General features: G+C 67.1%; 18 protein-coding genes. 11 read left to right on the top strand and 7 right to left on the bottom strand.

The window, feature by feature from the left end:
* The first annotated feature begins 54 nt into the window (after positions 1 to 54).
* The 3 genes from ACWEFV_RS20235 to ACWEFV_RS20245 are packed head-to-tail and all read left to right on the top strand — an operon-like array spanning position 55 to position 2,087.
* Positions 55 to 1,479 carry a septum formation family protein gene (locus ACWEFV_RS20235; RefSeq protein ID WP_450071455.1) on the top strand — a complete coding sequence of 475 codons (1,425 nt, stop codon included), beginning with the start codon at positions 55 to 57 and terminating at the stop codon, positions 1,477 to 1,479.
* A gap of 3 nt (positions 1,480 to 1,482) precedes the next feature.
* Positions 1,483 to 1,833, top strand: a complete 351-nt coding sequence (locus tag ACWEFV_RS20240; RefSeq protein WP_450071456.1) for a metallopeptidase family protein — start codon at positions 1,483 to 1,485, stop codon at positions 1,831 to 1,833.
* 53 nt (positions 1,834 to 1,886) lie between these two features.
* Positions 1,887 to 2,087 carry a hypothetical protein gene (locus tag ACWEFV_RS20245; RefSeq protein WP_450071457.1) on the top strand — a complete coding sequence of 67 codons (201 nt, stop codon included), beginning with the start codon at positions 1,887 to 1,889 and terminating at the stop codon, positions 2,085 to 2,087.
* On the opposite strand, the gene ACWEFV_RS20250 is transcribed toward ACWEFV_RS20245, so the two are convergent.
* Positions 2,084 to 2,773 carry a histidine phosphatase family protein gene (locus ACWEFV_RS20250; protein WP_450071458.1) on the bottom strand — a complete coding sequence of 230 codons (690 nt, stop codon included), beginning with the start codon at positions 2,771 to 2,773 and terminating at the stop codon, positions 2,084 to 2,086. The two genes, ACWEFV_RS20245 and ACWEFV_RS20250, sit on opposite strands and share 4 nt — an antisense overlap.
* A complete protein-coding gene (gene pheA, locus ACWEFV_RS20255) occupies positions 2,770 to 3,714 on the bottom strand; it encodes a prephenate dehydratase (RefSeq protein ID WP_135459452.1) in 945 nt (314 codons plus the stop codon). The genes ACWEFV_RS20250 and pheA overlap by 4 nt, the downstream gene beginning before the upstream one ends.
* Positions 3,715 to 3,860: 146 nt before the next feature.
* Here pheA and ACWEFV_RS20260 point away from each other — a divergent pair, with 146 nt between their 5' ends.
* From ACWEFV_RS20260 to ACWEFV_RS20275, 4 genes are all read left to right on the top strand, one after another.
* Positions 3,861 to 4,655 carry a DUF2470 domain-containing protein gene (locus ACWEFV_RS20260; protein ID WP_450071459.1) on the top strand — a complete coding sequence of 265 codons (795 nt, stop codon included), beginning with the start codon at positions 3,861 to 3,863 and terminating at the stop codon, positions 4,653 to 4,655.
* 46 nt (positions 4,656 to 4,701) lie between these two features.
* A complete protein-coding gene (locus ACWEFV_RS20265; RefSeq protein WP_450071460.1) occupies positions 4,702 to 5,478 on the top strand; it encodes a CPBP family intramembrane glutamic endopeptidase in 777 nt (258 codons plus the stop codon).
* A gap of 112 nt (positions 5,479 to 5,590) precedes the next feature.
* Positions 5,591 to 6,811, top strand: coding sequence for an LCP family protein (locus ACWEFV_RS20270; RefSeq protein WP_450071588.1), 1,221 nt, complete (start codon positions 5,591 to 5,593; stop codon positions 6,809 to 6,811).
* A 138-nt stretch (positions 6,812 to 6,949) separates the two neighbouring features.
* On the top strand, positions 6,950 to 7,498 hold the full coding sequence (locus ACWEFV_RS20275; protein WP_135459455.1) for a ferritin: 549 nt from the start codon (positions 6,950 to 6,952) through the stop codon (positions 7,496 to 7,498).
* Positions 7,499 to 7,526: 28 nt separating this feature from the next.
* Here the strand turns inward: ACWEFV_RS20275 and ACWEFV_RS20280 are convergent, their stop codons facing one another.
* Genes ACWEFV_RS20280 through ACWEFV_RS20290 form a run of 3 tightly spaced genes read right to left on the bottom strand, consistent with a single transcriptional unit; the run spans position 7,527 to position 9,871 of the window.
* Complete coding sequence (locus tag ACWEFV_RS20280) at positions 7,527 to 8,402, bottom strand: glycerophosphodiester phosphodiesterase (RefSeq protein WP_135459456.1); 876 nt, start codon at positions 8,400 to 8,402, stop codon at positions 7,527 to 7,529.
* Between the two features lie 5 nt (positions 8,403 to 8,407).
* Positions 8,408 to 9,490 carry a DUF4328 domain-containing protein gene (locus tag ACWEFV_RS20285; RefSeq protein ID WP_450071461.1) on the bottom strand — a complete coding sequence of 361 codons (1,083 nt, stop codon included), beginning with the start codon at positions 9,488 to 9,490 and terminating at the stop codon, positions 8,408 to 8,410.
* Between the two features lie 39 nt (positions 9,491 to 9,529).
* On the bottom strand, positions 9,530 to 9,871 hold the full coding sequence (locus ACWEFV_RS20290) for a rhodanese-like domain-containing protein (protein ID WP_450071462.1): 342 nt from the start codon (positions 9,869 to 9,871) through the stop codon (positions 9,530 to 9,532).
* Between the two features lie 432 nt (positions 9,872 to 10,303).
* Here ACWEFV_RS20290 and ACWEFV_RS20295 point away from each other — a divergent pair, with 432 nt between their 5' ends.
* The 4 genes from ACWEFV_RS20295 (at position 10,304) to ACWEFV_RS20310 (ending at position 13,310) form a co-directional block, all read left to right on the top strand.
* Positions 10,304 to 10,462, top strand: coding sequence for a hypothetical protein (locus ACWEFV_RS20295; protein ID WP_167857649.1), 159 nt, complete (start codon positions 10,304 to 10,306; stop codon positions 10,460 to 10,462).
* Between the two features lie 150 nt (positions 10,463 to 10,612).
* A complete protein-coding gene (locus tag ACWEFV_RS20300; protein ID WP_135459459.1) occupies positions 10,613 to 11,236 on the top strand; it encodes a superoxide dismutase in 624 nt (207 codons plus the stop codon).
* Between the two features lie 243 nt (positions 11,237 to 11,479).
* A complete protein-coding gene (locus ACWEFV_RS20305; RefSeq protein ID WP_135459460.1) occupies positions 11,480 to 12,016 on the top strand; it encodes a peptidase in 537 nt (178 codons plus the stop codon).
* Between the two features lie 895 nt (positions 12,017 to 12,911).
* Positions 12,912 to 13,310, top strand: a complete 399-nt coding sequence (locus ACWEFV_RS20310; protein WP_029109017.1) for a secretion protein EspR — start codon at positions 12,912 to 12,914, stop codon at positions 13,308 to 13,310.
* 81 nt (positions 13,311 to 13,391) lie between these two features.
* Here ACWEFV_RS20310 and ACWEFV_RS20315 read toward each other — a convergent pair whose 3' ends face one another.
* A complete protein-coding gene (locus tag ACWEFV_RS20315) occupies positions 13,392 to 14,525 on the bottom strand; it encodes a hypothetical protein (protein WP_450071463.1) in 1,134 nt (377 codons plus the stop codon).
* Entirely contained in the window at positions 14,522 to 15,013 is a 492-nt protein-coding gene (locus tag ACWEFV_RS20320) for an ImmA/IrrE family metallo-endopeptidase (protein ID WP_450071464.1), read from the bottom strand. The genes ACWEFV_RS20315 and ACWEFV_RS20320 overlap by 4 nt, the downstream gene beginning before the upstream one ends.
* Between the last annotated feature and the right edge of the window lie 21 nt (positions 15,014 to 15,034).

Consider the following 15,034-nt stretch of genomic DNA (forward strand, 5'->3'; position numbering starts at 1 on the left):
TTACAACCGCATCAGTTGTCACAGGGCCTGACACGCCTGTCACAATGGAGGGCAATGTTGGAAGCACCCGAGCACCCCGAGCAGCCCGAGAGCGGGGTCCTGCTCGCCGAACCTCTGCCGGAAGAACATCCCGCAAGGGACCACTGGTGGCAGAGCCTGGCAGCCGCGTCGACGCGACGTGCGCTGCTGTTGACGGCGCTCGGCGCACTGCTCATCGCCGGCCTGATCACCGCGTTGCCCCGGAGTGAGGGGTCCAACTCCGGACCGGGGGCGATCGCCCTGGGCCCCCGCGGCAACGACACGTTCAATCACGTCAAGCGTGGCGACTGCCTGAACTGGCCCGGCCGCAACCCCGACGCCGCACGCATCGTCGACTGCAAAGACAACCATCGCTTCGAGGTCGCCCAGTCCGTCGACATGCGCACGTTCCCCGGCAGCGAGTACGGGCCCGGCTCCCCGCCACCGACGGTGGACCGGATCAAGCAGATCAGCCAGGAGCAGTGCACCCCGTCGGTGCGCGGCTACCTCGGTCCGAAATACGACCCCAACGGCAAGTACACGATCGGCCTGCTGTGGTCGGGCGAGAAGGCCTGGAAGCAGTCCGGCGAGCGGCGCATGCTGTGCGGCCTGCAGTTGCTCGGTCCTGGCGACAGCCAGTTGGAGTCCGCGGGCAACGTGTCCGACGTGGACCAGTCGAAGGTGTGGGCCGCAGGCACCTGCCTCGGCATCGACGCCGCCACCAACCAGCCCACCGACGTCCCGGTCGATTGCGCGGCGCCGCACGCCATGGAGGTCACCGGCGCGGTCAACCTCGGCGAGAAGTTCCCCGGCGGGCTGCCTTCGGAAGGCGATCAGGACAACTTCATCAAGGACACGTGCACCGCGCAGACCGATGCCTACCTGGCCCCGGTCCAGTTGCGCACCACCACGCTGGCCCTGAGCTACAGCACGATCTCGCTGCCCAGCTGGTCGGCCGGCAGCCACCAGGTGTCGTGCAGCATCGGCGCCACGCTGGGCAACGGCGGGTGGTCGACGTTGATCAACAGCGCCAAGGGCCCGCTGATGATCAACGGGCAGCCCCCGGTCGCGCCGCCCGACATCCCGGAGGAGCGGCTCAACATGGAGCCCATCCCGATGCCGGATGTCGACGAGCCGTCGTCGTCGAGTTCGTCCGGGTCGTCGTCTTCGTCCGGGTCGTCCTCGTCCGGATCGTCAGGATCGGGCTCATCGGGTTCGTCCGGCTCGAATTCGTCCGGGTCCTCCGGGTCATCGGGCTCGTCGTCGAGCGGCCAGCACCTGCCGCAATCCGCGACCACTGCGGCGCCCGCCCCCACGCAGGCCAACACGTTCAACCCACCGCCGCCCGAGCAGGCCGCGGCACCCGCGCCCGAGCAGGCTCCGGCACCCGCGCCCGAGGGTGCGGCCCCGCCCGCCGGGCCGCCGCCGGGTGAGCAGGCGCCCGTACCGCCGGGGCCGTAACCCGTGCCGGTGCGGATGAGCTCGCAGCGGTTCGACGAGTTGGTGTCCGACGCACTCGACCTGATCCCGCCGCAGTTGGCCGCCGCGATCGACAACGTCGTGATCCTGGTCGAAGATCGCGATCCCGACGAGCCCGAGATCCTGGGCCTGTACCGGGGAGTCGCGCTGACCGAGCGGGATTCCTGGTACGCCGGATCTTTGCCGGACACCATCACCATCTACCGCGAAGCCCTGCTGGATTTCTGCGACAGCGAGGCCGACGTGGTCGACGAGGTGGCGATCACGGTGATCCACGAGATCGCGCACCATTTCGGGATTGACGACGATCGGCTCCACGAACTGGGTTGGGGCTAGGCGGCTAGGCGCGGCAACCGCGTTTTGTCGGCCCGCGGTGCTATCAACGGGCTATGACCATCCAGTGCCGGGAGTGCGCAGCCGGTCTGGAGCATTGCCACGGCACCGTGATCCACCACGTCCGGTACCGCGCGGAATGCACCGACGACACCTGCACCACCCCGGAAGCAGCACATACGTTCAGCCTCGACTGTGCGGCGGTGGGCTGCACGTGTGCCGATGAGAGCGCACTTGCGAGCCGGCGGTACGCCTAGCCCATCGGGTCGGCCTCGGACGTCACCGCGTCGCTGACCGGTGTGGCGTCGAGCTCCGGGTAGAACGGCGGTGTCACCGCCGCCCACTGCACACAACTCCAGCGCCCGTCGGTGATCGGTGCCAGCACGATCGATTCGGTGTTGGCCAGATGATGGTCGAGGGCGAAGCCGCTGTCGACGCCGGCCAGCACGGCGGCCACCAACCGGATCGCCGCGCCGTGACTCACCAGCACGATGTCGCTGTGGAAGTCGTGGTCGTCGAGGTAGCGCAGCCGCAGTTCGGTGAGCACCGGCACGTACCGGGCCAGTACCGCCTCGGCGCTCTCGCCGCCCGGCATCGGCACGTCCAGTTCGCCCCGATGCCAGCGTTCGTAGATCCGGTTGAACTCGGCGACGGCGTCGTCGTCGCTGCGGTCCTCCAGCTCACCGACCTGAACTTCGTGGACCCCTTCGAATTCGAATGGGACGAGACCGGTTTCGGTGCCGATACCGGCTGCCGTCTGCGCTGCGCGCCGAGCCACCGAGTGGGCCAGGATCGACGGACGCGCACTGAGCGTTCCGGCGAACCGCCGGGCCTGGTCGTGCCCGAGGTCGGTCAGCTCGGCACCGGGCGGCCGGGTGTCCAGACGCCGCGCGACGTTGCCGTGGGACTGCCCGTGCCGGACGAGTATCAGCCGTCCGCTCATGAGCCGCCCGTCCCGTCACGTAAACCCGTCAACCACCGTGTGGCCTCGTCCAGACGCGGCGGGGGCGCACCCGCGCTCGCTCCGGTCGGCCAGGAACCCAGATATCGCACATTGGTACAACGTCGGTGCAGCGCTTTGAGTGCCTCGGCCACCGAATCGTCATCGATGTGTCCGACACAGTCGAGGAAGAACATGTACGTGCCCAGCTCGGTTCTGGTGGGCCGGCTTTCGATCCGGGTGAGGTCGATGTCGCGGATCGAGAATTCGGTCATCGCGGTGACCAGCGCGCCTGGGACGTTGTCCAGGCGCAGCACCACCGAGGTGCGGTCGGCACCGGTGGCCGACGGCGGTACGCCGGGCGCACCGACCAGGACGAAGCGGGTTCGAGCGTTGGCCTCGTCGACGACGTCGGCGGCCAGGATGTCCAGCCCGCAGCGCTCAGCGGCCAGTCGGGTGCTCACCCCGGCGTCGGCGTTGCCCTCGGCGACCTGGTGGGCGGCCGCGGCGTTGGAGGTGGCCGGCACGATTTCGGCGTCGGGCAGGTTGGCGGCCAGCCATCGCCGCACTTGGGCGAGCGCCACCGGGAAGGCGGCCACGGTCTGCACCGGCCCGCTGTGCCCGGGGCGGGTCACGATGGTGAAGGCCACGTCGAGGGTCAGTTCGGCGTAGATCTGGAGCGGTTCCCCCACCGCCAGGCTGTCCAGCGTCGGCAGCACCGACCCTTCGATCGAATTCTCGATCGGAACACAGGCGTAGTCGGCGCGGCCGTCCCGGACCGCGGCCAGCGCACCCGGGGTGCTGTCGGTCAGCACGGGGGTGAAGCCGGCTTTTCCGTCACCGGCGGCCGCCTGCAGACCGGGCACCATCTCGTGGGCCACCATCTGCAATAACGCCACTTCGGTAAAGGTTCCCTCCGGCCCGAGGTAGGCGATGCGCGGCACATCCCAACCCTATCGGGTCGGCGCGGGTGCGATCGGTTGATGACGGCCCCGCCGGTGTTTCACCGGAGCCCTTGCCCGCACCGTAGCGTCCAGTTAAGTTAGGCTTACCTCACTTAATCACCTCACCTAGTTTCGAAGGCGGCGAGATGGCCATAGCGACACCGACGACAGCCGAGCGGATCCGCAGTGCATGCGCACGAGGCGGCGGCGCCATGCTCGCGGTCGAGGGCATCGAACCGGTCGCCTCACCCGTTCACCACCTGCTCGACGACGGGTCCTTCGCGATCACGGTCCCCGAAACCGGCCCGCTGGCGGGCGTGGCGATGTCAGCCGGCTCGGCCGGGGTCCAGGCCGTGCTGGAGATGACCGACTACGCCCCGCTGCCGCTGCGCGAACCGGTGCGTTCCCTGGTGTGGATCCGCGGCCGCCTGCACCATGTGCCGTCGGCGGAGGTCGCCGCACTGCTCGATCTGGTCGCCGCGGAGAACCCGAATCCGGCCCTGCTGCAGGTGAACTCCAGGGCCCGGTCGGGCGCCGAACAGGATGACGACAACTACACGCTGATGCGCCTGGAGATCGAGTCCGTGGTGGTGGCCGACTCCACCGGCGCCGAGTCGGTCGGTCTCGGGGCCCTGCTGCAGGCTCGCCCCGATCCGTTCTGCGCGATGGAATCCGGCTGGCTGCAACACATGGAGTCCTCTCACCGCGACGTCGTGGAGCGCCTGGCCACCCGGCTGCCGATGACCCTGCGCCAGGGCCGGGTCCGCCCGCTGGGCCTCGACCGCTACGGCGTGCAACTGCGGGTGGAGAACGAACACGGGGACCACGACGTGCGGCTGCCGTTCCCGAAGCCGGTCGACGACGTGACCGGGCTGAGCCAGGCCATCCGGGTGCTGATGGGCTGCCCGTTCCTCAACGGCCTGCGCGCGCGCCGGATCTGACCCGCGCGATCCGCCCCGTGGCCTGGGCGCCGCTACCGTAGCTCCGGTGACGACTTCGGCGACCGGGCCCGACGAGCAGCTCGAGCCGCAGCGCCGCACGCTCAAAATCGAGATCGCCGTCGTACTGGCGGTGACATTCGGGCTCAGCGCGTACACCGCGGGCCTGCGCCTGGTCGAAGCGATACTGCTCGGCCTGTCCGGGCAGACGGTCGCGCTCAACCCGAAGCGCTCCCCGTTCGACCTGATCGACCTCGGCCTGCACCTGGCCGTGGTACTGCAGCTTCTGGCCTGGGGCGCACTGGCCCTGTACCTGCTGTGGCGCAGCGGCTTCGGACCGTCGGCGATCGGATTGTCGCGCCCACAATGGCGTGCCGACGGGCTGGGAGGCCTCGGCCTGGCCCTGCTCATCGGCTTGCCGGGGCTCGGGTTCTACGTGCTGGCCCGGGTGTTGGGGCTGAGCGCCGACGTCGAGCCCGCCGAGCTGTACGACACGTGGTGGCGCATCCCGATGCTGCTCGGTGTGGCGTTCGCCAACGGCTGGGCCGAAGAGATCATCGTCGTGGGGTTCCTGCTGACCCGGTTGCGTCAGCTCGACGTGAGCCCGGGGCGGGCGCTGATCATCTCCAGCCTGCTCCGCGGCGCGTATCACCTGTACCAGGGCTACAGCGCCGGTCTGGGCAATGTGGTGATGGGCCTGGTGTTCGGCTACGCGTGGCAGCGCACCGGGCGCCTCTGGCCGCTGATCATCGCCCACACCCTGATCGATGCGGTGGCATTCGTCGGCTACGCGCTGGTGGCGGATCGTCTGGGCTGGCTGCGATAGCGCATCCGGCACGTACATTTCTGCTGTGGCCGACTTCACCGCTTCAGGGGGACCTCCCGACCCGCGCTCGCGGCGTCCGGGACCACGCCGTCGTGACGCCGAGCCGTCCCAGGTGATCCGGCGCGACCCGAACCACCGCCCGGCCTGGCCGCCGAATCCACCCACACCGCCGCGCACACCACCGCCGCCGTCGCGGCAACCCCCGAGGCAGCAGCCACCCAGACAACCCCCCAGGCAACCCCCGCCTCGATCGGCTCCCCCACCACCCCCACCACCCCCGCCGCGGCGACCTCAGCCCGGCGCGCCACGACCCTCCGCCGCCCGGCCGCCCGCACCCACGCCTTCACGCAAGCCCCGGCGCCGGCGGCATTGGGGCCGGATGGTTGTGGCGGTGCCCCTGGTCTTCGTACTGGCGGTTGTGCTGGCGGTGGTCGGCGGCGGCTTCTGGATCAACTCGTCGCTGCACCGCATCCCGGCTCTCGCCGACTACCCTGATCGCCCCGCCGCAGCCCAGGGCACCACCTGGCTGCTGGTCGGATCGGACAGTCGCCAGAACCTGACCCCCGAACAGCAGGCCGAGCTGGCCACCGGCGGGGACATCGGCAACGGCCGCACCGACACCATCCTGTTGGTGCACATCCCCGGGATCGGCTCAGATACCCCGACCACCATGGTGTCGATCCCCCGGGACTCCTACCTGCCGATTCCCGGCTACGGCGAGGACAAGGTCAACGCGGCCTTCTCCCTGGGCGGGGCGCAGCTGCTGGCGCAGACCGTCGAACTGGCGACCGGCCTGCACCTCGACCACTACGCCGAGATCGGGTTCGACGGTTTCGCCGGACTCGTCGATGCCGTCGGCGGGGTGACGATGTGCCCGGCCGAACCGATCAGCGACCCGCTGGCCGGGATCGATCTACCGGCGGGCTGCCAGGAACTCGACGGCCGCAGCGCCCTCGGCTACGTCCGCACCCGCGCCACGCCGCGAGCCGACCTGGATCGCATGATCCACCAGAGGGCCTTCATGTCTGCCCTGCTACACCGGGCCACCAGCCCGGAGGTACTGCTCAACCCGCTGCGGTGGCAGCCGATGGCCCGGGCCGCCACCAACTCTGTGGCGGTCGACGAGGACGCACATGTCTGGGACCTGGCCCGGCTGGCCTGGGCGATGCACGGTGACGACATGGTGACCACGACCGTGCCGATCGGTGAGTTCACCGGCAGTGATTCGGGCGCGGTGGTGGTGTGGGACAGTGACGCGGCCGGCCGCCTGTTCACCGCACTGGCCAACGATTCGGCCGTCCCCGCTGATGTCATCGAAAAGCCCGAACCGTAAGCATAGGCAAAGCTAAATTCGCGATCAGCAAATTCTCCACAGCAAATGTAATGCGCGCCACACCACTAAGGTAAAGCTGACCTCAATGAGGTCAACCTTCGATGACAACATGCTCTGACCTGCTATATCCTCGCGATCATGACGACGACCAGTGAACTCGACTCGAAATTCCACGCGCTTGTCTCCGACCAGATTCGCAGCGAGTTCACCGCGTCACAGCAATACATCGCAATTGCGGTTTATTTCGACGGCGCCGACCTTCCGCAGCTCGCCAAGCACTTCTATGCGCAGGCGGTCGAAGAGCGCAACCACGCCATGATGCTGGTCCAGTATCTGCTCGACCGGGATATCGACGTCGAGATCCCCGGTGTCGACGCGGTGTGCAACCGCTTCGACGCACCGCGTGACGCGCTCGCGTTGGCACTGAGCCAGGAGCGCACCGTCACCGAGCAGATCAGCCGGCTCGCGAGCGTCGCCCGCGAGGAGGGTGACTACCTCGGCGAGCAGTTCATGCAGTGGTTCCTCAAGGAGCAGATCGAAGAGGTCGCGTCGATGGCGACCTTGGTGCGCATCGCCGACCGCGCGGGTGCCAACCTGTTCCACATCGAGGACTTCGTCGCCCGGGAACTCACCGGCGGCGCCGGAGCGGATCCGGCAGCCCCGAAGGCTGCCGGCGGCAATCTCTGATCTGAGGCCACCGGCCTTCTGTCAGCCCTCAGTCCCGGCCCGCACCGGTCAGGCCGTTCTGTAGCCAACTCTTGGTGCGGCCGGGATGATTCGTGGCCACCCACGCCACCCCGATGTCTCGGCAGAACCGGACGTCCTCGTAATGGTCCACGGTCCAGCAGTACAGCGCGCGCCCCTGGGCGGCGGCCCGGTCGACCAGTTCCGGATGCTCGCGCAGGGTCGCGATGGAAGGGCCGACGGCGGTGGCCCCGACCGTCGTGGCCGCGCTGCCGCCCAGGTATCGCGACGTCTCACCGAGCAGCACCGTCGGCAGCATCGGGGCGGCCCGGCGGATCCGCCACACCGCCGACGCCGAGAACGACATCACCACTGCGCGGGACAGATCGGCCGAGGCGGGCGCGGCGATGCCGTACCGGTGCAACAGGGCCAGCACCTTGTTCTCCACCAGCGCGCCGTAGCGCACGGGATGTTTGGTCTCGATGAACAGCTTGACCGGCCGGTTCCAGTCCAGCACCAGCGATACGAGATCGTCGAGGGTCAGGAGCCCGGTCTCCCCGACGGCGCCTTCGATGACACCGTCTCCGTCGGTGTCATCGCCGGAACGTCCGCCGGCATGCCAGGACCCGTAGTCCAGCCTGCGTAACTCGGCGAGTGTCATCTCACTGACCAGGCCCGTACCGGTGGAGGTCCGGTCCACCCGTCGGTCGTGCACACACACCAGGTGCCCGTCGCGGGTCAGCCGCACATCGCATTCCACGCCGTCGGCACCCTCACGCAATGCCAGGTCGTACGCGGCAAGCGTGTGCTCGGGCTTGGCGGCGGATGCTCCCCGATGTGCCACCACGAACGGATGGCCAGGCCCCGGGGCCGCCTGCCCAGCGGCTCCGCCGTCGCCCGTTTCCATACGGACTATGCTGCCGGGTTCTGCCCTTGGGACTCAACCGGAACGGCGGATTCAGCTGAATCCTCACGATTCTGCGAAGGCTCGGAACCCTCGGGCTCGACCACCACCCAGCGTCGGACGCTGCGCTCGGCCGCCGCCGTACCGGTGCCCTCGAAACCGGCGAACACCTTGGCCGTCAGCAGGAAGGCCGCCAGCGCCAGCAGGTACCCGACGATCGTGGCCACCGTGTTGTCGGCGATGTTCTGCGGGGTGTTGTTGAAGAAGGTCACGTACACGGTGCTTGCCATCGACCACGTCGCGACCAGTGCGCTGAGGATCCACACGATCCACCACACCACGATCGGTCGCCGCAGGTGCGAGAGACGACCTTCGAGGGCCGCCAGTTCCCACACGAACACCGGCGCCATCACCAGGTTCACCCCCGGCAGCAGACAACAGACCCACAGTGTCGTGGTGCTGCGCGGATCCTCCTCGCCGTGCTCGGCGTACCCAGCGGCCCGACGCGCGATCAGCCAGCGCACCAGTGCCACCACCGTGATGACCACGACGAGCATCGCTGCCACGCTGGCGAGCAGACCGATCAGCACCCCGCCGATGGCGATCAGCGGATGCAGCAACACACTGCGGTTGATCAGCAGCAGCGCATACCGAACCACGTGGGCGAAGGCCGCGACACCCAACACCACCATGGCCGCCACGAGCATGAGGCGGACCGTGCCGACGCCGGACTCGTCAGCGGGTTTCTCCGGCTGCTCGTCGACGTCGAAGTACTGGTGCAGTCCCCAGCTCGGAATCGTGCGGTAGCGCGGTGTCGGCCCGAGCGCGCGACGCCCGCGCCGCTGGCGTGGCGGGGCGCCCGGGCGCAGCGCGATCCAGCGATAGCCGGGCGAGAGTTGTGGCGTGCGTTTTGCCGTCGGTGACGGTGCCTGCGCGGACGATGCGGAAGGCTGGGCAGGGGGCCTCCACTGGGACTGAGGTGACGACGGCGCAGAGGGCGCCAACAACGAGCCACCGCACCGGGGACACCACGACCGCTGCCGGTCACGCACGTTCCAGCGCGTCCCGCACTGCGAACACACCTGGATCATCCGACCAGCCTAGCCACGATCTCCCGGAGTTCCTTGCGGTCAGACGCTGCCGGGGCCGCCGGCATCCGTGATGACCGGACGTCCGGCCCCGGCCCAGGCCAGCATTCCGCCCTCGACATTGATCGGGGTGTAGCCGTTACGGGCCAGGTAGTTCGCCACGCGCAGGGAGCGTCCGCCGGCATGGCAGACCACGTACAGCTCGGCATCGGGGTCGATCTCGGCGATCCGCGTCGGGACGTCGCCCATCGGGATGTGCTGCGCGCCCGCGACGTGTCCGCGTTGCCATTCGTCGTCCTCACGGACGTCGAGCAGCACGACAGACCCTTCGAACGTGGCGGGTACCGCAGCGATATCTGCCTTCCCGACTTCCACATCGTCCATGCCCTCAATGCTCGCATGCCTGCGAGGCAGAGCGCACCCGACCCTTATGCCTCGCTGCGGCGTTAGCAACGGGAGGCTATCCACAGTTTCCACAGGTTCATCCACAGCCCGGCACCAGCGGAAAAGCCTGCGATATGGGGATTACTGTGCGGTAGCTGTCCAGGACTGTGGATAAACCTGGGGTATCCGCGGCGGCGATCAACAACCCCCGCAGGCGCGGAGCGAAATTAACCACTCGGCTAAACGCTGTCACGAACAGGGGCCCGGATCGGTTGGGATCAGCCTGATTCCAGTGGCCGAGCGGGCCGTATCGACTTACGCGGTAGCCGATTTTCCCCTGGCCATTACAGGGTCTATGATCAGCGTCACACCAGCTGTTGTGACAGAACTCACTGGGGGGCAAACATTGATCGTGCAGGTCAGGAGTGTTTGATGGCGTCACATCCGATGGGATCGGGATCAGCCTTTCCGCAGCCCGAATGGCATTCATCCGGTCATCTGCACACCCGTAACCAGCTGATGATCTTCCTCCGGGCCAGCGTGATCGCGCTGCTGTTGCTCGGCGTGCTCGCCGTGATGGTCTTGCTCTGACCGTCGCCCCATCGGGTATACGTGAGGACGGCATGCGCGTCCTTGCGGTGCGCCCTGCGATGGAGCAATGTTGGCAACGATCTTGAGTGTCGAACGTCAGGATCGTTGAGGACGCCTGGCTCCATCGATCGAAAATGAGGAAGGAATCTCGTGGCTGAATACACTTTGCCGGACCTGGATTACGACTACGGAGCGCTGGAGCCCCACATCTCCGGGCAGATCAACGAGCTCCACCACAGCAAGCACCACGCGGCCTATGTGAAGGGCGTCAACGACGCCGTCGGCAAGCTCGACGAGGCGCGGGCCAACGGTGACCACGCGGCGATCTTCCTCAACGAGAAGAACCTGGCCTTCCACCTCGGCGGCCACGTGAACCACTCGATCTGGTGGAAGAACCTGTCCCCCAACGGTGGCGACAAGCCGACCGGCGATCTCGCCGCGGCGATCGACGACCAGTTCGGCTCGTTCGACAAGTTCCAGGCGCAGTTCACCGCGGCCGCCAACGGGCTGCAGGGTTCGGGCTGGGCAGTGCTCGGCTATGACAGCCTCGGCGACCGGCTGCTGACCTTCCAGCTCTACGACCAACAGGCCAACGTGCCGCTCGGCATCATCCCGCTGCTGCAGGTCGACATGTGGGAGCACGCCTTCTACCTGCAGTACAAGAACGTCAAGGCCGACTACGTGAAGGCGTTCTGGAATGTCGTGAACTGGGAGGACGTGCAGAACCGCTACGCGGCAGCCACCTCCAAGACCAACGGCCTGATCTTCGGCTAGTTCCGATTCGGTCCGATCGAGGGCTGGATCAGTTTTCTGATCTCTCACCAAGGGGCGTCGCGCGACAGCGTGACGCCCCGCCCTCGTTTCCGGGCCGGCTCGTTCTTGGCCGACTCGTTACCGGTCCGGGCCCCGTGTCGTCTTGCACAGCTGCGACTGCTGCCGCATTCTGGTCTCATCGACCCACAGACGTGTCGGAGCACCGGTGAACCGGTGGCCCAACACCGATGTCCCGGAGGCGATATGGATACGACGGGGTCCGGCAGGGCGATCGAGATCGCCCCCTTTCATTCCGGCGGTGCTCTCAAAGGTTTCGTGGTCTCGGGCCGATGGCCTGACTCCACCAAAGAGTGGGCGCAGCTTCTCATGGTCACGGTCCGGATCGCATCACTGCCCGGATTGCTCTCCACCACAACGATTTTCGGAGTCCGCGAAGAGTTGCCCGAGCAGCCCCGCCCGGGCACCGTCGGCCTGGTCATCGCCGAAGGCCCGGTGGTCGGCGAATCCGCGGTTCCGCCCGGGTATTTCGCCGAGCATCAGCCGCCGGCACTGCTGATGCTGCATCCTCCTTCGGAGACAACGCCGTCGCTTCCGGAATGCACCGGTGCGGCGTCGGGATGCGTACTGCTACCAGGACTTCCGTATCTCGGGCTGGAACACAGAGCCGCCTGGGTGGAAGCCGAGTCAGATGGCACGGTGACATCGGTGGTCAGCCGGGTCGGAGTCGATCCGATCAGCCACCCCGACACCGCAATCCTGGCGATGCTCCTGGCCGCGTGACGCCACCAGTGGGGGGACATCCTCTCTAATCAGGAGAATCTGGCTACCCGAAAACGACAGGAAACGTAGCGGGTTCGGCCGACAACAGCTAGGGTCCTCAAGATCAGCGAAGGGCAGCAGCCCGCAATCGTCGCGTCGACACGCAGGCGTCAGGCCCGGCCGACAAATGGTGATGCGGTGAGTGAGACCTTCGACCGTATGTAAGTGCGCCGCGCAAGCGGCACAGACCGGCGGTGTGTCGAAAGGTCGCCATGTCCGCAGCCGCAGGCGTCAGCGCCGGCGTCAGCAGCAGGGTCGCCGTACTCGGCTACCCATCGCGACCCCTAGATAGCCGTGGCGAGCTGCCGCAACCGTGCCGGCGGCCGTATTTGTGCCATCGATTGTCCCTTGACGACGCAAACCGCCGCCTGTTTCCACGTCGCAACCCCGCCTGGAATCGACGCCGGAATCCTCCCGGGGCCGTCTGGCTATCGCACGCAAGGGGGCTGATGCGCATTCCATCGCCCAACCTGTAACGTGTTCCACGTCGTTCGACAACGGCGTTGCGCGCAATCTGACGCGACCTGGGGCCCACGCTACAGCAAATATCTGTTTCCCCTAGTCACGGCGCCGCGACGGTTGCCGGCCCGGAAGTTGATCATGATCGAGCGCGCCTGTGAGCGCAGCTCACCGCGCCCAATACAACGCAACCGTCACCTTTTGCATTGCCAGACGGCGCAATCCCGCCCCGCCTCCATGGCGAAGGACTCGTTATCCGTGGCATGGACAGTCAAAACGCAAAGCCAGGTTAACTTTTGTGGCGTTTGCACTTGGTTGTCGTCACAACACTCGCTACCATAGTCAGCAAATACGCCGCCTATTCGTACCGCTCGTGAAGCATGTGGAGGTCAAATCGATGAGCAAGACGTTCGCCGCCCGCCTAAACCGCCTGTTCGATACGGTTTATCCACCCGGGCGCGGACCCCACACGTCTGCCGAGGTGATCGCCGCACTGAAGTCCGAGGGCGTCACCATGTCGGCTCCGTATCTGTCGCAGCTCCGTTCGGGCAACCGGACGAACCCGTCGGCGGCAACTATGGCCGCACTTGCCAACTTCTTCCGTATCAAGCCGGCTTACTTCACCGACGACGAGTACTACGAGAAGCTCGACAAGGAGCTGACCTGGCTGGCCAGCATGCGTGACGAAGGGATCCGCCGGATCGCTGCCCGCACCGTCGGGCTGTCCACCGAAGCCCAACAGGATCTGGTCCAGAAGGTCGATGAGCTGCGCCGCCGGGAACACCTCGACGACTGATTCGTCGAGTTCTGCCGGCATCCTCGCGCGCTGAAACCCACGTCAGTGGGACCATTTAGGTGGTTTCCACTCGCGCGGGTTTCAGCTGCGCGCAGCCCCGCGGTCCAATTTCCGGTACTGCTCGGCAATCGCCAGAATCCACTCCCGGTCCGAAAACGATTCCGGCTGGCTGAGCCAGGCCAGCCCCGGAAACGCTGAATCTTCATCCTCCTCGCGAGTGTCGTAGATCCACTGGGCGATGGCCCGCGCCTGATCCCGGGGTGACACTTGAGGTCGCTCGGTATCGCCGAATTGTGTTGCGTCACTTGATCCGGCTGATCCGCGGGGCCCGGCGGTCTCATGCTGACGCGCGTCGGCCGCGGTCGCTTCCAGGTACAGCGCGTCGGAGATCAGCGACATCCGTTCGGCGACGCGGAACACCAGCGGTCCGCGCGGACGCACGCCGATACCCACGTCGGGCTGACGCCGGGCCAACTCATTCAGCAGCGGTTTGATGGTCCGCAGTTCGTGTTGTGCACCGAACCAGTCTTCGACGCTGGGCAACAGCGATCCGGCGGCGACGATCACCATCGCGCACCCGAGCATGGTCGCCGCGGCGCCGACACCGACAGGCTCGGTGCGCCCCGCGGCGCGTAGCAGGACGAAGCCGCTGGTAGCCACGATCAGCACCATCCCGACCGTGAACAGGAACAGCGCCCGCCCACGCCGGCTGCGGTTCGAGTAGCGCAGACCCGCCCACGCCACCAGGGTGAGGGCGAGGAACACGTAGAGCAACGGCAGCAGCCATGAGGTGCCGTTCGAGACGAGATCCCGCCTGAGGTACTCCGACGGCGACATCTCCGGCTGTCGACCGGCGCGGAAGAAGATCACCAGGCTGATGACGGTCACGAGTCCGGCAATGCCGTACTGGACCAGTGCGATGCGTCGGGTGAGAGTCGCCGAATGGCTCGATGACGCCGTCGTGATCATCACGCAACTACCGGCTGCGCAGGCGATCAGCGCAACCTGGCTCAGTCCGACCGCGATGTTGGGCCAGTGCACCACCGTGTCGATCAGCAGGGCGAGCGGCTGCCAGTTCAGTGCTGCGACGACGCCAAGGCTGCCCAACGACAGGATCATCGCCGAGCTCACCAGGGATTGTTTGTTGACCAGTGCCCAACCGATGCGCAGGCCGGTCGCCAGGCCGAGTAGGCCGGCAATCACCCAGACGATCAACCAAACGCCTCTCCGAGGCGAACCTGCACAATCGATGACCGGTCGGAGGGCAGCCGGCCGAGCCGGTACAGCAGCAGCGCGGCGAAGTCCTCGGCCTCCTGCTCGATGTCCTCGCCGTTGGGCCCCATGCAGCCGGTCCGTTGGTTGAGCATGTAGCTGATCAGATCCGAGGTGGCCACCTCAGCGGTGGCAGCGGCCGCATCGACGATCGAGATGCCCTCGTGGCCCAGCACCAGGTGGCCGAGCTCGTGAGCCAGGGTGCGGTCCCAGGCCGGCAGGCCCTGCTGGATGAGGAACACATCGCGGTCGGTGTATTGCCGCCACTGCCCGCAGACCCCGGGCGGAAGTTCTGCCATGGTCAGCTCGATCGGCCTACCGCGGTCTGCGCTCACCGCGTCGACCAGGCGGGTCAATGTGACTTCGCCCTGTCGCGGGGCCAGATCGAGAACCTCCTTGACAGCGCGCGTAACGCTTCGACTGGCGGACATGATCCCCCTTTCCACCCTTTC

The sequence above is a fragment of the Mycobacterium sp. NPDC004974 genome (genome assembly GCF_053600815.1).